Source organism: Mesorhizobium sp. ISC25, from assembly GCF_042295465.1.
Lineage (GTDB): Bacteria > Pseudomonadota > Alphaproteobacteria > Rhizobiales > Rhizobiaceae > Mesorhizobium.
Genome location: NZ_CP135441.1, coordinates 1,032,901 through 1,054,295 on the forward strand (window position 1 = coordinate 1,032,901; position 21,395 = coordinate 1,054,295).

Here is a 21,395-nt window from a genome sequence, read left to right on the forward strand (position 1 = left end):
CGCCGCGGGATTGAACATGGTTGATGGGCAATGATGACAGGGCGATGGCAGCTGGCGCATGGGCGCCATCTCGACCTTGGCGGCAAGGCCGTGGTCGTCGGCATCCTCAACATCACGCCTGACAGTTTTTCCGACGGCGGCCTGTTCGATGTGCCGGAAAAAGCGGTGGCCCAGGCGCGCCGCATGGTGGAGGAGGGCGCCTCCGTCATCGACATCGGCGGAGAATCGACACGTCCCGGGGCGTCTGCGGTCTCCGCAAAGGAAGAGCAGGCCCGCATATTGCCGGTCATCGAGGCGCTCGCGACGTCTGGCGGAACGCTGATCTCGGTAGATACCTACCGCGAGGACACGGCCCGGCTTGCCGTCCAAGCCGGCGCACATATCGTCAATGACGTCTGGGGCCTGCAGCGCGAACCGGGCATTGCCCGCGTCGCAGCCGAAACCGGCGCCGGGCTTGTCATCATGCACACGGGACGGGACCGACAGAAACTGCCCGACGTGATTGCCGATCAGCTTTTCTTCCTCAGGAAGTCGCTGGAAATTGCGCGGCGGAGCGGTGTTGCCGACGATCATATCGTGCTCGATCCGGGCTTCGGCTTCGCCAAGGAGACGGCCGCGGAAAATCTTGACCTGATGGCACGGTTTTCCGAGCTTCGTGCGCTAGGTTTTCCACTGATGGCAGGCACATCGCGAAAGCGCTTTATCGGCACCGTCACCGGCCGCGACGCAGCCGCAAGAGGCGCCGGAACCGCGGCCACCAGCGTAATCCTGAGGCTCAAAGGCGCGCATCTTTTTCGCGTACACGATGTCGCAATCAACGTGGACGCGTTGGCCATCGCCGATGCTATGCTGGCACGTGAGATCGGGGAAAGCTGAGCCATGTATGTCATCCGCATGAAGAACTGCGCCTTCTTTGCCCGGCACGGTGTGCTGGACGAAGAAGAGACGCTCGGCCAGCGCTTTTATGTCGATGCGGCACTCACGGTGGATCCCGGGCGGGCACTGGTCGAGGATTCCATCGAGGACACCGTCAATTACGGCATCGCCTTTGCGGTCATCGAGAAGATCATTACCGGCGAACGGCGCTTTCTGATTGAAGCGCTGGCGCTCGAAGTGGCGAGGGCGCTGACGGCGCGGTTTCCGCAGATCAAAAAGGCCGAGATCACGGTGCGCAAGCCGAACGCCCCGGTGCCGGGTGTGCTCGATCATGTCGAGGTGACCGTTGTCTGGCCAGAATAGTAACAACAACAACACCGTCTATCTCAGCCTTGGCGGCAATCTCGGCGATCCGGCGAAGTCGATGGCTGCGGCACTGGGCATTCTGGATGCCGACGAGAGCACGCGCGTCATTGCCGTTTCGTCGCTCTACCGCACGCCGCCCTGGGGCAAGCTCGATCAGCCGGATTTCCTCAACGCGGCGGCCGAAATCTCGACCGCGCTCGCGCCGCGGGCTTTGCTCGACCTTTGCCTCGACGCCGAGCGAAAACTGAAGCGGGTGCGCGAGGAGCGCTGGGGTCCACGCCTGATCGATATCGACATTCTGGTGTTCGGCGACCGCATCATCCACGAGACCGGACTGGAGGTGCCGCATCCGCGCATGCTGGAGCGCGCCTTCGTGCTGGCGCCGCTGGCAGAAATTGCGCCGGAGCTTGTGGTCGACGGCAAGAGCGTGTCGGAGCGACTGGCCGCCGTCGACACATCGGGCATTGAACGGCTGCCGTCGGGCCGGGATTGGTGGAAGGCCTGACGCTGCCGCCATCGGTGCCCGAAGTCAGCCGGAAAACCCACCTCCGTCGAGGAACAATTGTTCGTCTGGTGTCGTCTCGCGGCCAAGCATCCTGTTTCGATGCGGAAAGCGGCCGAAGCGCTGGATGATGTCGCGATGCTCGATCGCATATTTCAGGTAGGAGGGGGCTTTGGCGGCGGTAAGCTCCATCGATCTGAGCTGATCGGCGAGGTCCTCCGAATGCTCGTAGGGCAAATAAAGAAAGACGCGGAGGTTTTCGTCGAGCGCCAGGTCATGGCCGGCGGCGATCGCTTTCCCGGCGAAATGCCGCGCCAGCGGGTCCGTGGCGTACATGTGGCCGGTGCCGCGAAAGCAGTTTCGCGGAAACTGGTCGAACAGGATCATCAGTGCCAGCGACCCTTCGGCGTGTTCAGACCAGCCGTCGCATTCGCGGCGGGCGGCGGCGAAGTGCAGATCGAAAAACCGGGTGCGAAAGTCGATATCAAAGGCGTCGTTCTTCTCGAACCACGCGTCCTCCCCCGCGTCGCGCCAGAATCCGGTGACGGAGAGAGCGCGCTCGTCCAGTTCGTTCATCATTCGCGTCGTTCCAAGGTTTAATCGGCCGGTTCGGATTTCTGCAGCACGCCGGCGGTCTCCTCGTTGAGCGCCTGGCCCGCGCGCCGTGGCGTGCTGAGCGGCGTCGGGATGGGCGTGCCGATATTGCCTTTGAGGAAGCGCCGTCCGGCGCGGATGCCTTCGGCCTGTTGAAGCTCGAAACGGGCAGCGTCGCGGCGGCGGACGTCCTCGACTACCTCGGCGACTTCTTCCGGGTCGACGCCGAGGGCTTCCAGGGTCGAGCCGCCGAAGACAAGCGCCGATTCGAACGTCTCGCGGAGCTGATAGTCGACGCCGGCACGAATGAGCTGCAACGCCGTGCCGCGGTCGAAGGCCCGTGCCAGCACTGTCAGCAAGGGAAACTCCGCCTTGATCAGTTCCGCGATGCGCACGGCGGCATCGGGCTTGTCGACGCAGATCAGCACGGCGCGTGCCCGCCCGGCTCCCGCGGCCCGCAGGATATCCAGCCGCGTGCCATCGCCATAATATACCTTGAAGCCGAAATCGGCTGCCGCCTGGATCATTTCGACCTCATTGTCGATGATCGATACGTCGATCCCGCGCAACAAAAGCGGCTGGCTGGCGATCTGGCCGAACCGGCCAAAGCCGATGATCAGCACGCTGCCGGTCAGGCCCTGCGCGACATCGACGCCTTCAAGCGACTGCTCGTCGCGCGGCGTCAGATACCGCAGGACTATGATCGCCAACGGCGTCAGCACCATGGAAATGATGACGATGGCGGTCAGCATCGCATTGGCCTGGCTATCGATGATCCCGACCGCCGCCGCTGCGGAATAGAGGACGAAGGCGAATTCGCCGCCTTGCGCCATGAAGACCGCGCGCTCGAGCCCTTCCCGGTGGCCGGTTTTGAGAATGCGGGCAACGATATAGATGCCGATCGCTTTCATCACCATGTAGGCGACGACATAAATGGCAATGAGTTGCCAGTTGATGACGACCACATGCAGGTCGAGCGACATGCCGACGGCGAGGAAGAACAGCCCGAGCAGAATACCGCGGAACGGTTCGATGTCGGCCTCCAGCTGGTGGCGGAAGGTCGATTCCGACAAAAGCACGCCGGCCAGGAAGGCGCCCATCGCCATCGACAGGCCGGAAAGCTGCATGGCAAGCGCTGACCCGAGAACGACCAGAAGGGCGGCAGCGGTCATCACCTCACGGGCGCGCGCATCCGCCAGGATACGGAAGAACGGATTGAGCAGATAGCGTCCTGCAAGCACCAGCCCGATGATCGCGGCAAGGCCGATGCCGACCTCCGTCAACCGATCCGACAGGCTCATATCGGCGCCGCCCGGCGCGAGGAAGGCGATCAGCGCCAGCAATGGCACGATGGCCAGGTCTTCCAAAAGCAGGACCGAAACGATGCGCTGGCCCTTGGGCGTGGCCAGTTCGCCGCGTTCTTCCAGCAATTGCATGACGATGGCCGTCGAGGTGAGCACGAAACCGGCGCCGGCGACGAAGGATTGCGCGATAGGAAAACCTCCCGCCAGCCCGACGCCGGTCAGCAGGACCGCGCAGACGCCGACCTGCAGCGCGCCAAGCCCGAAAATCTCGCGGCGCAGGCCCCATAGCCGTGACGGCTGCATCTCCAGCCCGATGATGAACAGGAACATGACGACGCCGAGTTCGGCGACATGAAGAATGGCTTCCGATTCGGAAAAAATGCGCAGTCCGAACGGGCCGATCACGACACCGGCCGCCAAATAGCCGAGGATGGAGCCGAGTCCCATGCGCCTGAAGATCGGTACCGCAACGACGCCGGCGGCAAGCAGCGCCACCACCTGGATCAGATCGCTGTTCGATGCCTCTGCCGCCATGCCTGCCGTTCCGCTCTCTTGCAACAAGCGGCCAAGATAGGGGGTTCGAGGCGGATCGAACAGTGCGAATGCGGCGCATTGTGAAGGCGATATTGCAGGCGCACTGCACAGGATAATGGGGTGCCTGGCGTTGCTTGTTCCAGCGATCCGGCGCTAAGGACGCCCGGCTTCGGCCAGTGGAGGGTGAGCGACGATCAAGTCGCAGCCCTTTTTGAGGAGATGACTGACATGAAGACGTTTTTGCTGGTTGCCGTTGGCATCGCGGCGCTTGCCGGCTCGGCCTGCTCGAAGGCACCCGAGTGCACGACGGAGATACTGACCAAGAAGGCCCAGGACATGACTGCGGCACTTCAGGCTGCGATTACCAAGGATCCAGCCAAGGCAGCCGACCTCGCGGCCAAGGTCCAGGCGGTCACAACCAAATATCAGGGCGGCACGACAGCGGCCGAGGCCTGCAAGGCCTATGACGAGGTGATTGCCGCGATCAAGGGCTGAGCACTTAATTGCAAATCAAATGAGGGCGGCGCCGTCTGGCCGCCGCCTTTCTCACGCTGAAAGTCAGTTCGGAGTTATGGAGCCGACCTCGACTGCATCGATCCGCTTCAACTTCATGCCGATGACCGGTACCAGCTGCTGGTCGACGCGCACGGCAACGGTCACCGTCATCGAATTGTCATCGGGGACAAGCGCCTGCATAACGCCGCGCAACTGATTGCGATTTATCGTGAAAACCACCTTGTGCGCATCGACGACATTGCCACCGATAATGTCGAGGCCGGAGCCGGCGGCCCCGCCCATAAAGCTGCCCTTGTAGCCCAGCCGGCCCTTGTGTTCGATCGTTGCCGACATCTGCTGGGTGAACATGCCTACCCGGCAGCCGCCGTCGAGCGACATGCCAACCTTGCCGTCAGGCGTCGAGCCGATGAAGCTGCAGGTGAATTTCGTGCCCTTGTATTTGCCGGCAACGATTTCCCCTGGGCCGACCCATTTTCCTTCGACCGATCGAAAGAACTGCTTGTCCGGTTCCGCCGCCGAGGTCTTTCCGGCAATGCCGACGGTTGCGACAAGCGCGAGCGCCACGGGCAGCCCGCTGGACAGAATAACGCTTTTCATCGACGACACCCGGCAACAAAGAGACTGGTTTGGACGCTTCCGACCATGGACAAGATTGGTTAATGCTTTGTCACCCCAAGGCGATAGTCACGTTCCGGAAGCGGATGTTTCTTTTTCTTTCTTTGCAGCAAAGGAGGTCAGCGCGGAGAGGAAATCGCCCAATCCGGGCCGCCTGACAGCGTAAAAGGGCAGGGGCCTTGCGGTTTCCATCGCTGCAATGCCGATGCGCGCAGTCATCATGCCGTTGACGACGCCTTCGCCGAGCTTGGCCGAGAGCCTGGCGGCAAGGCCGTGGCCAACAATCTGCTGGACGAAACTGTCGCCGACGGCGATCGACCCGGTGACCGCGAGATGGGCGAGAACGCTGCGCGCCAGGCGAAAAAAGCCAAGCGTGCCGGGGCGACCGCCATATAGCTCCGACAGGCGGCGAATCAGCCGGCCGGCTTCGAACACGACGTAAGCGACGTCGACCAGGGCGCGGGGGCTGACCGCGGTCACCAGGGAGACGCGCTTCGCCGCTTCGAGAATCATCACCCTGGCGCGGGCATCGAGCGGGCCGAGGATCTCGGTCTCGGCCAGCCGCACCAGATTGCCGCCGTCAATGATCTCGCCGCGCAATTCGGCCAGCGAGCGCCTGCCGGCCGCGGTTTCGGGCTTGGCCGCGACAAATGCCGACAACTCGTCGACCACGGCGCGGGCGGCCTTCGGATCGTCGCGGGCAATCGCATCGAGCGCCCGCTTTTGCAACTTTTCGACCTCGGCAAGGCGGGCAATCGCCATGAACTCGCGCACGAGGATGATCAGAAGCGCCAGGATGGCGATCGCGGCCATACCGGCAGCCAGCCAGCCCAGCCACTCGGCGCGCTCGAACAGGTCGCGAATCAGCTGGTCGGTCCAGAGGCCGACGGCGAGCGAAACCAGAACGCCCAGCGCGCCGAAGAACAGGCTGCCAAGCAGCGAACGTTTTCGCGGCGCAATCGCCGGCGGCGGTTCGGCAGCGACGATATCAGGCTCGTCGAAGACGTCGATCTCCGCCGGTGTGACCACGGCTAAATCCGCCTTCACGGTACGCGGCTTTCGCGCCGGCGCGGCCTCGGACGCAGCATGGCGAGCCGTCGAATCTTCCTTTTGCTGGGGCTCCGGCTCGATGCGAAAGGCCGCCGGTCTGCGGGGCGCACTCATGCGAGATGATCTCCAATCAGGAACTGCAGCGCGCGGTCGAGCCTGATATGCGGCAGCGACAGTGTCACGCCCTCGGCGGTGCGCTCGAGTTTCGGCGGGCGAAAGCGCACGAAGCGGATCGCGGGGTCGTCATTGTTCTGGCGGCGAGCCGATTCGGAAAGGTCGAACACCGCATTAACTTTCTCTGGCAAGTCACCGGGAAATATGGCTGTTTCGGTCTTTCCGTCAAAGGTTTCGCCATTGATTTTTTCGCCACGCAATGGCGTGCCGATAATGACCGGCAAAGTCTCGCGGCCCTGCTTGACCGTGCCTTCACGGGTCGCGCGCATGGCCGCCATGGCCACGACGTCGACGTCGGCGCCGGTGAAATTCGCTCGCGCCACGGCGCGGTCGGCTAGCCGCCGCACGATCGCCTGCAGCCGGTCGTGGCTTTCGTGGTGCAGATGGTCGGCCTTGGTCGCGGCCACCAATATGCGGTCGATGCGCCTCGAAAACAGGTCGGTGAGGAAATTGCCCCGGCCGGGGCGGAAACAGGACAGGATTTCGGTGACCGCACGTTCCAGATCGGCCATCGCGCCGGGGCCGGCGTTCAATGCCTGCAATGCGTCGATGAGCACGATCTGGCGGTCGAGACGCGTGATGTGTTCGCGAAAGAACGGTTTGACGACATGCGTCTTGTAAGCCTCGTAGCGCCGCTCCATCATCGCCTGCAGCGATCCCGAGCGGGCGCGCCCGGAGCCGAGCTTCGCAAGCGGCGCGAAGGTGAGAGCGGGCGAGCCTTCAAGATCGCCGGGCATCAGGAAGCGGCCGGGCGGCAAGGTCGAAAGAGCCCGCTCGTCGAGCTTGCAGGCCTTGAGATAGGCCGCGAAGCTCTCAGCGAGACGGCGCGCCGTCATCTCGTCGGCCTCGGCGTTGGGGTCGACCGGATTGGAGAGAGCCCGCCATTCCCGCGAAAGATCGACACGCACCGGCAACACGGCCATCTCGAAGGCCTCACGCGAAAAATCGGCGTAGGACTTGCCGAGCAGCGGCAGGTCGAGCAGCCATTCGCCGGGATAATCGACGATGTCGACCGACAATTTGCCGGCGGAAAACATGCGGCTCCAGCCAGAGGCCGATTCGTATTCGATGGTGAGCCTCAGTTCGGAAATCGCACGCGTCGAATCCGGCCAGACCCGATCGTCGACAAGAGCCGCGATGTGATCCTCGTACTGGAAGCGTGGTACCGCGTCGTCCGGCTGCTCTTCGAGAAAAGCGCGGGCGATGCGCCCCGATTTTTGTGCCTCAAACAGCGGCAAGCGTCCGCCATGGACCAGATTGTGCACCAGGGCCGAGATGAACACCGTCTTGCCGGCGCGGGACAGCCCAGTCACGCCAAGGCGCAGCGACGGAGCGAAAAGCCCGGCAGCGCGGCCTGACAACGTATCCAAGGCAATCTTCGCCTCGTCGGTAAAAGTCGTCAGCGATGATGCCAAATCTGTTCTCGCGGGCCGGTCAGGATCCGATATAGGCTTTGATGCGCGGCTTTGAAATGGCCTCAGATATCGGCAGGCGTCAGGAAGGCTTCGAGATAGCCGGCGCCCGGCGCAGCCTCGGCAAGACTGCCGTTGAACCGGACCGCCGCAAGTGCGGAGGCCGGGAAGCCGTGGTTCAGCATAGCCCGCGCGGTCTCCTCGCCGTCGCCTGAGAGCGCCATGGCGAGATCCTCAATCATCGGATTGTGGCCGATGACAAGCAGGGCATCCAGCCCGCCATTCTGCCGGATGGCAGCGAGGTACGCGGCGGCATCGTCGCTGTAGAGCGTGTCAAGGAACAGCACCCGGCCCGTGTCGGTGTGGCCAGCCAAGCTTTCCAGCGTCTGGCGGGCGCGCCTGGCGCTTGAGCAAAGGGTGAGGCCCGGTGCGTATTTGCGGGAACGCATCAGCGTGCCCATCGCTTCGGCATCGGCGAAGCCGGATGCATCGAGCGGGCGGTCGATGTCAGCCACGCCAGGCAGTGCCCAGCCGGCCTTCGCATGCCTCAGCAGGTAAAGTCTGGTCACCGGATCCCCGTTGTGCCGGGCACCGAACCCGTCAACACGCCGCAGGATTTGCCATCAGAAGAGCTCCGTGCGCAATGGCAAGCGCCCCTCAAGCATAGCGAATCATGTACGGATTCGGTCGTATTCTTCGCAAAAAGGGCATCGCAGATGCTGGTTTGTCCGGGACTAACAATTGCGTGAAACTGTCGTCGATTGATCTTGTGCAGTTTTCGGTCCGCGAATATATAGGCGCCAAATTTGGGGTTTGTTGGGTGAGTCGAATGAACGACATCGTTACCGCCGATTACGTACCCTCCGAAGACGAGCCGTTCATGAACGAGCGGCAGAAATCCTACTTTCGCCTGAAGCTCGTCACCTGGAAGAACGACATCTTGCGCGAAGCGCGCGAAACTCTCGAAATCCTGCAGCAGGAAAACGCTAACCACCCCGACCTCGCCGATCGCGCCTCCTCGGAAACCGACCGCGCCATCGAACTTCGCGCCCGCGATCGCCAGCGAAAACTCATCTCGAAGATCGATTCTGCCCTCCAGCGCCTTGACGAAGGCACTTACGGTTATTGCGAGGAGACGGGCGAGCCGATCGCACTGAAGCGGCTCGACGCGCGCCCGATCGCCACGTTGTCGATCGAGGCACAGGAGCGCCATGAGCGGCGCGAGAAGGTCTACCGCGACGACTGAGTCGGCGGGAAAATCAGCGGCATCGGTAAAGCGTTCAAAATGGCCGGTTTTCCGGCCATTTTCATTGGCCGGTCGCTATCGGCCTATCTTTTCTGATTGGACAACTCGCCGAGGAGCTTCGTCATCTCGTCGTCGAGAGAGGGCGATGCCTTCGCCGCCGGCTTGCTCGGCGCTTGGCTGAAGCGTGGCTCGTCGAGGGAAACCTCCAGCTCTTTCATCAGCGCATCGTCGATCGACTCATGCTGTGCCGGCGGCTCGTATCTTGCCGGGGAGTCCTGTTTTGCCGGCGGCGGCGCATATCGCGAGGCATTGGCGTTGACGGATCCATAACTTGGCAACGGTGTGACGTTCGATGCCGGTTTCGGCGCCGGCATTGTTGCCGGCATCGTCGCCGTCTGGCGGGCTCGGACAGGGGTTGCGGCCACGCTTGCCGGCTGCGGCGGCGCTTGCCTCGCCGGCGCGGCTGTGGTCTGAGCTGGCCTTGCTGCCGGCTGGTGGCTGTTGTCTCCGGTCAATGCCGGGCGCCGCAGCGCCGAGAGCCTGATGTCGCGCTCGACGACGACGTCGGTCGGACCACCGATCAAGAGCAGGTGCTCGATGTCGTCGCGGCGCACCAGCACTAGCCGCCGGTGACTGTCGACCGCTGTGGCATCCATGACAGCCAGCCGCGTCTTGCGGTTCCTGCCGCCGGCGACGAATGTTCCGAATGTCAGGCTGCGGACAAGCCTGATGATAAGAAGAATGATGAGCAGAAGGACAAGTACTGCAAACGTCCATAGGATTGCTGCGGCATAACCAGGACCCGCCACGCCATCCAGCCATTGCAGCATTGGTTCCCCCAAAATCAGCTTTCGAAGAGAGGCGACACTAGACTGTTGCGGCAGGCGACCGCAAGTTGCCTTTCACGCTTCGTGAACAGCTCGAAACACCGGGAGCCGAACGGCGTCATTTTTAGCGGACATCTGCAGCCGGGCCTTTTCCCGACCCTGAGAATATGATTCAACCGACACCGGAATTCACGAGCAGGGGGCACATGGCCAAGGAAGCGCGCGGCGATTTCTATCCGGTACCTATCGTCGACCAGAACACGCGGCCGGGAGCGGTCACCCGGCTCATCGTCTTCATCGTCGTCCTGACAGGGGCAGCGATCGTCTTTGGCCTTTTCCGTGAGCGACTTGGCGATCCATTCCTGCTCGGCATGCTTGGCGTGCTGGCGATGATCGGTGTCGGCTTTCTATTCGCCACTGCAATCGGCTTCGTGCATATCACGCCGCGCTCGACAAGCGACGAACTGTCGAAAGCTTTCGTCGATTCGATGTCGCAAGGTCTCCTGGTCACCGACACCAAAGGCCGTATCATCTACGCCAACCGGACTTATGCTGATATGACGGGTGCCGAGTCGGCCGCCGACCTCAAGACGGTCGAAGGTTTGCTTTCAGACGTTCCCGAGGCCTCGGTGACCATATACCGGCTGGCGTCAGGCCTGCGCGACGGCCAGCCGGGCGACGGCGAGTTTCGGCTCGCGCAGTCCATTCGGCCAGGCGCCGAACCGGGCGCGCGCTGGTACCGCGTCCGGGCCCGCGCCTTCAGCGTTCCCGGCCAGCGGGTGCCGATGCTTGCCTGGCAGCTTGCCGATATCTCGCGGGAACGGGCCGAGCAGGAGCGGTTCTTTCTCGACCTGCAAAAGGCCATCGATCACCTCGACCATGCGCCGGCCGGTTTCTTTTCCGCCGACCAGGAAGGCCGCGTCACCTATATCAACGCGACCCTCGCGGAGTGGCTGGGCATCGACCTGGCCAGCTTCACCCCCGGCGCCATCACGCTGCCGGAGATCGTCGCCGGCGACGGCATGGCGCTGGTCCGTTCGGTCAAGGCCGATGCGGGTACCACGCGCAATGCTGTTATCGATCTCGATCTGACGACGATGACCGGCGAGGCGCTGCCGGTGCGCTTCATGCATCGTGTCTCGGCCAGTCGAGAGGGCCTCAACGGCCCGACTCGCACCATCGTGCTCAACCGGACGCAAGGCGAGGACGCTTCGGCTGACCTCCGCGCCTCGGAAATACGCTTCACGCGGTTCTTCAACTCGACGCCGATGGCGATAGCCGGCGTCGACCACGTCGGCCGCATCCTGCGCACCAATGCGCCGTTTCTGTCGCTGTTTTCCTCGGTCGTCGACCGCGACGCGGTCGATCGGCGTGTGCGGCTGGATACGGTGATCCACGAGCGCGACCGGCCGGCTTTCGCCGCGGCGTTCGAAAAGGCACGCCAGCAACAGGCTGACATCGAGCCGATCGATACGGTGCTGCCCGGCAATGAGGAGCGCCACATACGCTTCTACGTCAACGCGGTCGCAGACGGTACCGGCGGCGAAGGCGCCGAGGAATCGGCCATCGTCTATGCCGTCGAGACCACCGAGCAAAAAGCCCTCGAGGGCCAGATGGCGCAGAGCCAGAAGATGCAGGCGGTCGGCCAGCTCGCCGGCGGCATCGCGCATGATTTCAACAATGTGCTGACCGCCATCATCATGGCCTCGGACCTGCTGTTGACCAACCACCGGCCGTCCGATCCGTCGTTCCCGGACATCATGAACATCAAGCAGAATGCCAACCGGGCGGCCTCGTTGGTGCGGCAGTTGCTGGCCTTCTCGCGCAAGCAGACCCTGCGGCCGGAGGTGCTCAACCTGACCGACGTGCTCGCCGATCTCAGGATGCTGCTTGCCCGGCTGGTCGGCAACGACATCAAGCTCAAGATCGACCATGGCCGCGACCTGTGGCCGGTCAGGGTCGATATCGGGCAGTTCGAGCAAGTGGTGGTCAATCTGGCGGTCAATGCGCGCGATGCGATGCCGGCCGGCGGCGACCTCACCGTACGCACCCGCAACGTCAGCGCCGGAGAGTGCAAGACCTTTTCCTACCGCGAACTTACTCCGGCCGACTATGTGCTGGTCGAGGTCGAGGACAGCGGCAGCGGCATCGCGCCTGATGTGCTGAAAAAGATCTTCGAGCCCTTCTTCACGACAAAGGAGGTTGGCAAGGGAACTGGCCTCGGCCTGTCCATGGTCTATGGCATCATCAAGCAGACAGGCGGCTTCATCTTCTGCGATTCCGAAGTCGGCAAGGGATCCGTGTTCCGCATCTTCCTGCCGCGGCACATTGCGGAGGCAAGGAAGGCGGGCGAGGCTGGAGAAGTGCCGGCCGCCCCTGCCAAGATCGCCGACTCAGCCAAGGATCTGTCGGGCTCGGCCACGGTGCTGCTGGTCGAGGACGAGGACGCCGTGCGCATGGGCGGCATGCGGGCGCTGAAGTCGCGCGGCTACACGGTCCACGAGGCGTCCTCGGGCGTCGAGGCGCTTGAAGTTTACGAAGCGCTCGGCGGCAAGGTCGACATCGTGGTGTCGGACGTGGTGATGCCGGAAATGGACGGCCCGACGCTGCTTGGCGAATTGCGCAAACGGCAGCCCGACATCAAGTTCATCTTCGTGTCCGGCTATGCCGAAGACGCGTTCGCCAAGAACTTGCCGGCCGACGCGCATTTCGGCTTCCTGCCGAAGCCGTTTTCGCTCAAGCAATTGGCCACGATCGTAAAGGACATGCTGGAATCCTGACCCTTCCAATGCTCCGCTTGCGCAATGTCGTGAGACTGCCATGATTGCAGGCGAAACGGGCGACGGGTTGGAAAGCATGCCGTGACGCCACACAACGAGGCAAGCAAGGGCGACTACGCAAGCACGGTGCTGCTGCCGGGCGATCCGCAGCGCGCTGAATGGATGGCGCAGACTTTTCTGGAAGCGCCGCGCTGCGTCAACCGCCGCCGCGGCGCGCTCGGCTTTACCGGGTTGTTTCGCGGCAAGCCTGTCAGCATCCAATCCACCGGCATCGGCGTCTCTTCGTTCCTGGTCTATGTGCATGAGCTGCTGGACTTTTATGGTGCGGAAACGTTGATCCGCACTGGTACCTGCGGTGGCCTGACCGCCGAGATGGCGCTGCGCACCCTGGTGATCGCGCAATCGGTGCGCGGCGAAAATGCGGAGAGCGGCCAGGTTTTTGGGCTCTATCGTGCCGATGCCGGCCCCGATCCGGCATTGTTGGCCCAGGCGTTGGCCCGGGCTACGGAACTCGGCATCGACCATCGGGCCGGGCTGACGATCTGCAGCGATATTTTCTATCATCCGCTGGGGCGCGAACGCTTTGCCGAAGCACAGGCACAGGGCGCGCTCGCCGTGGATATGGAAACCAGCGCACTTTACCGCATTGCGGCCGATTTCGGCGCCCGGGCGCTGTCGATCCTGACCGTCGTCGACAATGTGGCAACCGGCGTGCAGACCGACTATTCCGAACGCCAGGGTCTTTTCACCGACATGACCCGGCTGGCGCTCGACCTGGCGGCGGAGAGTTAGGCGGCTTTCTGCTTCGGAGTACGGAACCTCGCCAGGTTCCGCGCTTTTTTCAACGCTTCGTGCAGGTCGAGGCGGTAAAGGCGCCGTCTGGCTGCTTCATGATGATGTCGAAGGACGGGGTGGTTCCGCTTTCCAGCGTCGCCTGCGTAAGCGAGATCGAGTTGCCGCCACTGGTGTAGCCGCCCAGCGGACCTAGCCAGGTGATCACACCGTCTGCATCCATCTGGTAATTGTAGCTCTGCGGCGCGATGCCGAAGCTCACCGGACCGCTATAGACGTTTCCCTTGATGGTGATGTCGCCGAGGCTGAGGAACATGCCAAGCAGGTAGACTTCGCAATGATAGGAGCCGTCCGGCAGCTTGCCGTCGCTGAAGCCGGCGCGCGCTACGGTCGTCGTCGCCAGCAGAAGCATGGCGGTGAAAATGCAAGAAGCTCTGAAGGCCATGGAGTCCCCCGTTAAGGGTTCGAACTTGCCTCATTTCGCTCCGGCGCTGCAATCCTCGCCAGCGCTCATATGATGATGCTCAAAATTAGGGCATTGGCCTATACGTGAGTAAAACTTAGGCTGATATGGGTGATCCTTTCTCGTTTCGAACATGCCAGGCGAGGTTCATCTCCTGCGGCTAATACATTAACCGACTGACAGAGCTGGGAAATCTCAAATCCTCCGACCTTGCTCCCGTGATTGGCACAGCCGTTGCATGGTCTGTTCCGATGCAGTTAACCAGCTTGGGAGTTTAAAAGTATGAGGGGTAGTTTCTCGACAATAGCAAAAATGTTTTCGGCCGGCGTGGTCACCGCCGGCCTGCTGATGAGCGTTCCCGCCAAGGCGGCCGACGACACCATCAAGGTCGGCATCCTCCATTCGCTGTCGGGAACCATGGCGATCTCGGAGACGACGCTGAAGGACGCCATGCTGATGCTCATCGAAGAGCAGAATGCCAAGGGTGGCCTGCTCGGCAAGAAGCTCGAGGCGGTGGTCGTCGATCCGGCTTCGAACTGGCCGCTGTTCGCCGAAAAGGCGCGCGAGCTGATCTCGAAGGACAAGGTCGCGGCGGTGTTCGGCTGCTGGACCTCGGTGTCGCGCAAATCGGTGCTGCCGGTGTTCAGCGAGCTCGACAACATCCTGTTCTACCCGGTCCAGTATGAGGGCGAGGAGAGCGAGCGCAACGTGTTCTACACCGGTGCGGCGCCGAACCAGCAAGCCATTCCCGCGGTCGACTATCTGATGAGCGAGGATGGCGGCTCGGTGAAGCGCTGGGTTCTCGAAGGCACCGACTACGTCTACCCGCGCACCACCAACAAGATTCTCGAAGCCTATCTGAAGGCGAAGGGCGTTGCTGCCGAAGACATCATGGTCAACTACACGCCGTTCGGCTTCTCCGACTGGCAGACCGAAGTCTCGGCGATCAAGAAGTTCGGCTCGGCCGGCAAGAAGACCGCCGTGGTCTCAACCGTCAACGGCGACGCCAACGTGCCGTTCTACAAGGAACTCGGCAACCAGGGCATCAAGGCCGAGGATATTCCGGTCATGGCCTTCTCGGTTGGTGAGGAAGAGCTTGCCGGTCTCGACACCGCGCCGCTGGTCGGCCATCTCGCCGCCTGGAACTATTTCGAAAGCGTCGATACGCCCGAGAACGAGAAGTTCATCGCCGACTGGCACAAGTTCATCAAGAACGACAAGCGCACCACCAACGATCCGATGGAAGCCCACTATATCGGCTTCAACATGTGGGTGAAGGCGGTCGAGAAGGCCGGCACCACCGACCCGGACAAGGTCATCGACGCCATGGTCGGCGTTTCGGTGCCGAACCTGACCGGCGGTTATTCGACCATGATGCCGAACCATCACATCACCAAGCCGGTGCTGATCGGCGAAATCCAGGCCGACGGCCAGTTCGAAACCGTCTCGCAGACGCCGGGCCTGGTGATGGGCGACGAGTGGTCCGACTACCTGCCTGACTCCAAGGACCTGATCTCCGATTGGCGCGCGCCTCTGTCCTGCGGCAACTTCAACGTTGCCACCGGCAAATGCGGCGGCAAGGGAACCAACTGATCCTCCCGGTCTGTCCTCCCAGACCCGCAAGCCTCCGGGCAGGTTCCTCCTCCAGCCTGCCCGGAGGCGACATTCAACCTTCAACAGCCACCAGAAACCAATGATCCTGATCCGCGCGATTGGCCTGATGCTGCTCCTCCTCCTGGGGACGCTGCCGCCGTCGAACGCTGCCGAAGCGGATCTGCGCGCCGTCATCGCCAAATTCGCCACCGCCACCAATTTTCCGGCGATCGAAGCCGTCGTGCGGGAGCTTGCGGCTTCCGGCGATCCGGCCGTAGAACGGCCGCTTGCCGCGCTTGCGGAGGGCAGCCTTTACGTCCGCAAGGCCGATTCACTGGTCTTTGTCGGCAAGGACAGCGGCGACAGCATCGAGTTGCTCGATGCGCTCACCGGCGAAAGATCGGGCGAAGTTGCCAAGGGCGACATCACCAAGATCAAGGTCAACAACACGCTGCGCCGCGTCATCCGCGACGCGCTGGGCACGCTGACGCTTGGCTCCAAGGATCCGGCCGTGCGCATTGCCGCCGCCGAGACCATGTTCAAGACGCCGGACGCGGCAAACATTGAGCCGCTCGACACCGCCATCGCCAATGAGAGCGTGGCAAGCGTCAAGGCGTTGCTCAAACAGGCCCGCGCCGCGTCGGTTCTCGTTTCAGACAGGCCGGAGGCCGACAAACTGGCGGCGATCGCGCTCATCGGCGCGCGCGGCGACCGCGATGCGGTGTCGCTGCTAACGTCGGTAGAGGCCAATTCCGAAGGTGCGGTGAAGGACGCGGCGACGGCGGCGATCGCCAACATCAATTCGACGCTGGCGCTGTGGGATGCCGGCCAGAATATTTGGTACGGCATATCGCTCGGATCGGTGCTGCTGCTGGCGGCGATTGGCCTGGCCATCACCTTCGGCGTCATGGGCGTCATCAACATGGCGCATGGCGAGATGGTCATGCTCGGGGCCTACACGACCTTCGTCGTGCAGGAGGTGATCCGCAGTTCCTTTCCCGGCCTGTTCGACTGGTCGCTGGTCATCGCCCTGCCGCTGGCCTTCCTGGTGGCGGCGCTCGTCGGCCTTGTCATCGAGCGCGGGCTGATCCGCTTCCTCTACGGCCGGCCGCTCGAAACCCTGCTGGCGACATGGGGTGTCTCGCTGATCCTGCAGCAGGCCGTACGCACCATCTTCGGGCCGACCAACCAGGAGGTCGGCAATCCATCCTGGATGTCCGGATCGTTCGATATCGGCCAGCTTGCCGTGACCTGGAACCGGCTCTGGATCCTGGTATTTGCGCTCGGCGTGTTCGCGGTGCTGCTCTACGTGATGAAACGCACGCCTTGGGGGCTGCAGATGCGTGCCGTCACCGCCAATCGCCGCATGGCCGCCTCGATGGGCATCAGGACGCCTTGGGTCGATGCGCTAACGTTTGCACTCGGCTCCGGCATTGCCGGCATCGCGGGTGTCGCGCTCAGCCAGATCGACAACGTCTCACCCAATCTCGGCCGCGGCTACATCATCGACAGCTTCATGGTCGTCGTCTTCGGCGGTGTCGGCAATCTTTGGGGCACGCTGGTCGGCGCTTTCTCGCTCGGCATCGTCAACAAGTTCCTCGAACCTTACGCTGGAGCGGTGCTCGGCAAGATCGTCGTCCTGGTGCTGATCATCCTGTTCATCCAGAAACGCCCGCGCGGGCTGTTCGCGCTCAAGGGCAGGTCGGTGGAAGCATGATCACGGGACGCTTCTTTGCTGCCGGCGCCGACCGCCGCGTCGCCATCACCATCTTCATCCTGCTGGCGGTTGCCATCGTCGTGCCGCTGCTCAATCTTGCGGTCTCGCCGACAAGTGCGTTTTACGTGCCGTCCTATATCGTCGCGCTCACCGGCAAATACCTGTGCTACGCACTGCTCGCCTTGGCGCTCGATCTCGTCTGGGGCTATTGCGGCATCCTCTCGCTCGGCCATGGTGCTTTCTTCGCGCTCGGCGGCTATGCGATGGGCATGTATCTGATGCGCCAGATCGGCTCGCGCGGCGTCTACGGCAATCCGCTGCTGCCGGATTTCATGGTATTCCTTAACTACAAGGCATTGCCGTGGTTCTGGTATGGTTTCGACCATTTCTGGTTCGCGGCGGTCATGGTGCTTGCGGTACCCGGCCTGCTCGCCTTCGTCTTCGGCTGGTTCGCCTTCCGCAGCCGCGTCACCGGTGTCTATCTGTCGATCATCACCCAGGCGATGACCTATGCGCTGCTGCTTGCGTTTTTCCGCAACGACATGGGTTTCGGCGGCAATAACGGCCTGACTGATTTCAAGGACATTTTAGGCTTCAACGTGCAGGCCGACACGACACGCTCGGCGCTGTTCGCGGCCAGCGCCGTCATGCTGGCGTTTGCCGTCTTCGTCACCTGGGCAATCGTCGGTTCCAAATACGGCAAGCTTTTGATGGCAGTGCGCGATGCCGAGAGCCGCACACGCTTCCTCGGCTGGCGGGCGGAGAACGTCAAACTGTTCGCCTTCACCGTGTCGGCGGTGATGGCCGGCATCGCCGGTGCGCTTTACGTGCCGCAGGTCGGTATCATCAACCCCGGCGAATTCGAGCCGTCCAATTCGATCGAGGTGGTGGTATGGGCGGCCGTCGGCGGGCGCGGCACCATCGTCGGGCCGATCATCGGCGCGCTTCTGGTCAATGGCGGTAAATCTTGGTTCACCGGCGTGCTGCCGGAATTCTGGCTGTTTGCGCTGGGCGGACTGTTTGTCGCCGTCACGCTGTTCCTGCCCAAGGGCATCATCGGCATGTGGGATTCCTGGCGCGGCAACGCAAAGGCGATGCGGGCAGCCTCGGCCGCCGAGGAAGCCGGCATCGATCCCGACGCGCCGGTGCCGCCGAAAATCGATCGCTCGGCGGCGAGAAGGCCGGGCGACTGGTCGGCCTCCGGCGCCGAACCGCAGCCGGCGGAGTGATGGCCTGATGTCGAAGAGCAACACCATCCTCTATCTCGACGGCGTGTCGGTTTCCTTTGATGGTTTTCGCGCCATCAACAACCTGTCGCTGGTGCTCGATAAGGGCGAGATGCGGGCGATCATCGGCCCCAACGGCGCCGGCAAGACGACGATGATGGACATCGTCACCGGCAAGACGCGGCCCGACGCGGGCGAGGTTTTCTTTGACGGCGAGGTCGACCTGACCAAACACGACGAGGCCGAAATCGCCATGATGGGCATCGGCCGTAAATTCCAGAAGCCGACCGTCTTCGAAAGCCACACGATCGAGGACAATCTGATGCTGGCGCTGAAAGGCCCGCGCTCGATCTTCCCGGCACTGTTCCATCGTCGCTCGGCCGCGGACGTGCGGCAGATCGACGACATTCTCGGCATCATCCGGCTTGGCGACAAGCGCGACGAGCTCGCCGCCAATTTGAGCCATGGCCAAAAACAATGGCTCGAGATCGGCATGCTTCTGGCGCAGGATCCGAAGCTGCTGCTGGTCGACGAACCCGTTGCCGGCATGACCGACGCCGAGACCGAAGAGACCGCGCGGCTGCTTAGGGATATCGCGCGCGACCATTCGGTCATCGTCGTCGAGCACGACATGCATTTCGTGCGCGAGCTCGGCGTCAAGGTCACCTGCCTGCACGAAGGCTCGGTCCTTTCCGAAGGTTCGCTCGATTTCGTTTCGGCCGACGAGCGCGTCGTCGAAGTCTACCTGGGGAGATGAACATGGTCTGGCGCGTTCCGTTCCATCATTTCGACCTTTCGTTCTTCAGGCGTTGGAGAAAGCACTGACCATGCTCGAAGTCTCCAATGCCACGTTGCATTACGGCGCTGCCCAGGCGCTGCGCGGCGTCTCGCTGAAGGCTGGCGCCGGCAAGATCACCTGCGTGCTCGGCCGCAACGGCGTCGGCAAGACCAGTTTGATGAGATCGATCGTCGGCCATCATCGGCTGACGAGCGGAAGTGTTGCCTTCGAGGGGAAGGCGCTCGACCGGAGCGCGGCGTATGATCGCGCCCGGTCGGGCATCGCATTCGTGCCGCAGGGCAGGGAGATATTTCCGCTGCTTACGGTGCGGGAAAACCTCGAATCGGGCTTCGCGCCGCTGAGGCGCGCCGACCGCAATATTCCCGGTCACGTCTTCGAATTGTTTCCGGTGCTGAAGCAGATGCTCGCGCGCCGCGGCGGTGACCTTTCCGGCGGCCAGCAGCAGCAGCTTGCCATTGGCAGGGCGCTGGTGATGCGGCCGAAGCTGCTGGTGCTCGACGAGCCAACCGAAGGCATCCAGCCGTCGATCATCAAGGATATCGGCGGCGCCATTCGCTATCTGCGCGACCAGGCCGGCATTGCCGTGCTTTTGGTCGAACAATATCTCGATTTCTGCCGGGAATTGGCCGACGAGGTCAATATCATGGACCGCGGCCAGATCGTCCATACCGGCCCCGCCGAGGATCTCGACCGGGCGGACGTCCGCAAATTCCTGACTGTCTGAATTCTTATTGATTCCATTACTTTGCAACTCTGGCGCGCTGGAGATTGCGTGCTAGATTTTGCTTGGCCTTGGTGAGTCGGCCGCTTTCCGTACCAGTTCCAACTTGGCAGATCAGGGGAAGGCGCGGGCCGCGTCGGCATGCTTGCGCGCAAGCCGCTCCCTTCCAGCGATCTGTTGTCGTCCAACATTTCGGGTGCTTGGGAGCTAGGGCCAGTCGATGGAGCGCTATGTCGAGGACTACCAGAAACGACGGCTCACGGAGCGCGTCGACATCCTAACAGCCATCAACATTCTGAAATCGCAGGGGTATGACCACGACGAACTCATCGCGGAGATCACAAAGGTCTTCTATGTCGATCTCGATGCTTTCAACGAGATCGTCAGGGTTGATCGGCGTTCGGACGAGCGCGCCGCATAGCCGGTAGTTTAGGACCCGGCCAGGCAGACCACCGACAGCGGGGGCGTCAGCCTGCGACCCGCTTCATCAGCGCGATGGCGCCGAATGGAGCGCGGACCTTGCCCTCGGTGATGAAGTAGACGAACACGTCGCGTGGCTTGACCGGCGCGTCGGTTGAAGGATCGGCACGCGGCAGGTCGGCCGGCACCTTGCCTTCCGCCCAGGTTTTTGCGCGCGCCGCCCATTCATCGAGCGCCTTGGGCGTGTAACAATCGGGATTGTGGTCGCTGCCGGTCTGCAGCCGCGCATAGATGAAATCGCCGGTGACGTCGGCAATCCCTGGATATTTGGCGTGGTCGGCATAGACGATCGCGACCTTGTGCTTTCGCGCCAAGGCTGCGAACTCCGGCACGACGAAGCTGTCGTTGCGCACCTCGACTGCGTGGCGCAGCGCAACGCCGTCCTGCTTTTCCGGCAACAGCTTTAGGAAGGCCTCGAAGTCGTCCGGGTCGAATTTCTTGGTCGGCGCGAATTGCCACAGGATCGGCCCGAGCTTGTCGCCAAGTGCCGCGACGCCCGACCCGAGAAAGCGCAATATCGATTCGCCTGCCTCGCCGAGCACGCGGCGGTTGGTGACGAAGCGGTTGCCCTTCAGCGAATAGACGAAACCATCCGGCGCTTCGTTCGCCCATTTGACGAAGGTCGGTTCCTTGAAGCTCGAATAATAGGTGCCGTTGACCTCGATAGTCGGCACCTGCCGGCTGGCATGATTCAGCTGCTTGGCCTTCGACAACTTGTCCGGGTAGAAGGACGTGTCCCACGGCTCGAAGGTCCAGCCGCCCATGCCGGCGCGGATTGTTCCTGATTGAGTCATGGTTGTCCTCCCGG

General features: G+C 62.6%; 22 protein-coding genes. 13 read left to right on the top strand and 9 right to left on the bottom strand.

Translation table 11 applies throughout. The features are described from left to right. Positions 1–30 precede the first annotated feature (30 nt). The 3 genes from folP to folK are packed head-to-tail and all read left to right on the top strand — an operon-like array spanning position 31 to position 1,747. The gene (folP, locus tag RQ479_RS05035; protein WP_376704318.1) at positions 31–876 is read left to right on the top strand and encodes a dihydropteroate synthase; all 846 of its coding nucleotides are present in this window, start codon (positions 31–33) and stop codon (positions 874–876) included. Positions 877–879: 3 nt separating this feature from the next. Beyond that, entirely contained in the window at positions 880–1,239 is a 360-nt protein-coding gene (folB, locus tag RQ479_RS05040; RefSeq protein WP_023674838.1) for a dihydroneopterin aldolase, read from the top strand. Next, positions 1,223–1,747, top strand: a complete 525-nt coding sequence (gene folK, locus RQ479_RS05045; protein WP_352466407.1) for a 2-amino-4-hydroxy-6-hydroxymethyldihydropteridine diphosphokinase — start codon at positions 1,223–1,225, stop codon at positions 1,745–1,747. Before folB ends, folK begins: the two co-directional genes overlap by 17 nt. Before the next feature lie 24 nt (positions 1,748–1,771). Here the strand turns inward: folK and RQ479_RS05050 are convergent, their stop codons facing one another. Together RQ479_RS05050 and RQ479_RS05055 are read right to left on the bottom strand one after the other, a co-directional pair. After that, positions 1,772–2,323, bottom strand: coding sequence for a DUF924 family protein (locus RQ479_RS05050; RefSeq protein ID WP_376704319.1), 552 nt, complete (start codon positions 2,321–2,323; stop codon positions 1,772–1,774). 17 nt (positions 2,324–2,340) lie between these two features. Then, the gene (locus RQ479_RS05055; RefSeq protein WP_352466408.1) at positions 2,341–4,176 is read right to left on the bottom strand and encodes a monovalent cation:proton antiporter-2 (CPA2) family protein; all 1,836 of its coding nucleotides are present in this window, start codon (positions 4,174–4,176) and stop codon (positions 2,341–2,343) included. Positions 4,177–4,404: 228 nt separating this feature from the next. On the opposite strand from RQ479_RS05055, the gene RQ479_RS05060 reads away from it, so the two are divergent. Then, positions 4,405–4,671: a hypothetical protein gene (locus tag RQ479_RS05060; protein ID WP_352466409.1), complete on the top strand. Its 267-nt coding sequence runs from the start codon at positions 4,405–4,407 to the stop codon at positions 4,669–4,671. A 63-nt stretch (positions 4,672–4,734) separates the two neighbouring features. On the opposite strand, the gene RQ479_RS05065 is transcribed toward RQ479_RS05060, so the two are convergent. The 4 genes from RQ479_RS05065 to RQ479_RS05080 form a co-directional block, all read right to left on the bottom strand. After that, entirely contained in the window at positions 4,735–5,289 is a 555-nt protein-coding gene (locus tag RQ479_RS05065) for a hypothetical protein (RefSeq protein ID WP_376704320.1), read from the bottom strand. Between the two features lie 87 nt (positions 5,290–5,376). Next, entirely contained in the window at positions 5,377–6,471 is a 1,095-nt protein-coding gene (locus RQ479_RS05070; RefSeq protein WP_376704321.1) for a YcjF family protein, read from the bottom strand. Then, positions 6,468–7,946 carry a YcjX family protein gene (locus RQ479_RS05075; RefSeq protein WP_376704322.1) on the bottom strand — a complete coding sequence of 493 codons (1,479 nt, stop codon included), beginning with the start codon at positions 7,944–7,946 and terminating at the stop codon, positions 6,468–6,470. Before RQ479_RS05075 ends, RQ479_RS05070 begins: the two co-directional genes overlap by 4 nt. A 62-nt stretch (positions 7,947–8,008) precedes the next feature. Continuing rightward, positions 8,009–8,512: a histidine phosphatase family protein gene (locus RQ479_RS05080; RefSeq protein WP_292653433.1), complete on the bottom strand. Its 504-nt coding sequence runs from the start codon at positions 8,510–8,512 to the stop codon at positions 8,009–8,011. 260 nt (positions 8,513–8,772) lie between these two features. Here RQ479_RS05080 and dksA point away from each other — a divergent pair, with 260 nt between their 5' ends. Then, positions 8,773–9,189: an RNA polymerase-binding protein DksA gene (gene dksA, locus RQ479_RS05085; RefSeq protein WP_023717816.1), complete on the top strand. Its 417-nt coding sequence runs from the start codon at positions 8,773–8,775 to the stop codon at positions 9,187–9,189. A gap of 83 nt (positions 9,190–9,272) precedes the next feature. Here dksA and RQ479_RS05090 read toward each other — a convergent pair whose 3' ends face one another. Further along, on the bottom strand, positions 9,273–10,019 hold the full coding sequence (locus RQ479_RS05090; RefSeq protein WP_376704323.1) for a hypothetical protein: 747 nt from the start codon (positions 10,017–10,019) through the stop codon (positions 9,273–9,275). A 203-nt stretch (positions 10,020–10,222) separates the two neighbouring features. Here RQ479_RS05090 and cckA point away from each other — a divergent pair, with 203 nt between their 5' ends. Together cckA and RQ479_RS05100 are read left to right on the top strand one after the other, a co-directional pair. Further along, positions 10,223–12,796 (top strand): cell cycle histidine kinase CckA, encoded by a 2,574-nt coding sequence (gene cckA, locus RQ479_RS05095; RefSeq protein WP_376704324.1) that lies wholly within the window; start codon positions 10,223–10,225, stop codon positions 12,794–12,796. A gap of 81 nt (positions 12,797–12,877) precedes the next feature. Further along, the gene (locus tag RQ479_RS05100; protein WP_376704325.1) at positions 12,878–13,588 is read left to right on the top strand and encodes a purine-nucleoside phosphorylase; all 711 of its coding nucleotides are present in this window, start codon (positions 12,878–12,880) and stop codon (positions 13,586–13,588) included. Between the two features lie 49 nt (positions 13,589–13,637). Here the strand turns inward: RQ479_RS05100 and RQ479_RS05105 are convergent, their stop codons facing one another. Continuing rightward, positions 13,638–14,033: a hypothetical protein gene (locus RQ479_RS05105; RefSeq protein ID WP_352466416.1), complete on the bottom strand. Its 396-nt coding sequence runs from the start codon at positions 14,031–14,033 to the stop codon at positions 13,638–13,640. Positions 14,034–14,333: 300 nt separating this feature from the next. Between RQ479_RS05105 and urtA the strand changes: the two genes are divergently transcribed. The 6 genes from urtA to RQ479_RS05135 all read left to right on the top strand — a co-directional run bounded on the left by urtA (position 14,334) and on the right by RQ479_RS05135 (position 20,528). Further along, on the top strand, positions 14,334–15,644 hold the full coding sequence (gene urtA / locus RQ479_RS05110; protein ID WP_376704326.1) for an urea ABC transporter substrate-binding protein: 1,311 nt from the start codon (positions 14,334–14,336) through the stop codon (positions 15,642–15,644). A 100-nt stretch (positions 15,645–15,744) separates the two neighbouring features. Next, entirely contained in the window at positions 15,745–17,361 is a 1,617-nt protein-coding gene (gene urtB, locus RQ479_RS05115; RefSeq protein WP_376704327.1) for an urea ABC transporter permease subunit UrtB, read from the top strand. After that, positions 17,358–18,590 carry an urea ABC transporter permease subunit UrtC gene (urtC, locus tag RQ479_RS05120; protein WP_376704328.1) on the top strand — a complete coding sequence of 411 codons (1,233 nt, stop codon included), beginning with the start codon at positions 17,358–17,360 and terminating at the stop codon, positions 18,588–18,590. The genes urtB and urtC overlap by 4 nt, the downstream gene beginning before the upstream one ends. A 7-nt stretch (positions 18,591–18,597) precedes the next feature. Next, on the top strand, positions 18,598–19,344 hold the full coding sequence (gene urtD / locus RQ479_RS05125; RefSeq protein ID WP_352466419.1) for an urea ABC transporter ATP-binding protein UrtD: 747 nt from the start codon (positions 18,598–18,600) through the stop codon (positions 19,342–19,344). 70 nt (positions 19,345–19,414) lie between these two features. Then, positions 19,415–20,110 (top strand): urea ABC transporter ATP-binding subunit UrtE, encoded by a 696-nt coding sequence (urtE, locus tag RQ479_RS05130; RefSeq protein ID WP_376704329.1) that lies wholly within the window; start codon positions 19,415–19,417, stop codon positions 20,108–20,110. 217 nt (positions 20,111–20,327) lie between these two features. Beyond that, the gene (locus RQ479_RS05135) at positions 20,328–20,528 is read left to right on the top strand and encodes a hypothetical protein (protein ID WP_352466420.1); all 201 of its coding nucleotides are present in this window, start codon (positions 20,328–20,330) and stop codon (positions 20,526–20,528) included. 46 nt (positions 20,529–20,574) lie between these two features. Here RQ479_RS05135 and RQ479_RS05140 read toward each other — a convergent pair whose 3' ends face one another. Further along, on the bottom strand, positions 20,575–21,381 hold the full coding sequence (locus RQ479_RS05140) for a DUF72 domain-containing protein (protein ID WP_376704330.1): 807 nt from the start codon (positions 21,379–21,381) through the stop codon (positions 20,575–20,577). Between the last annotated feature and the right edge of the window lie 14 nt (positions 21,382–21,395).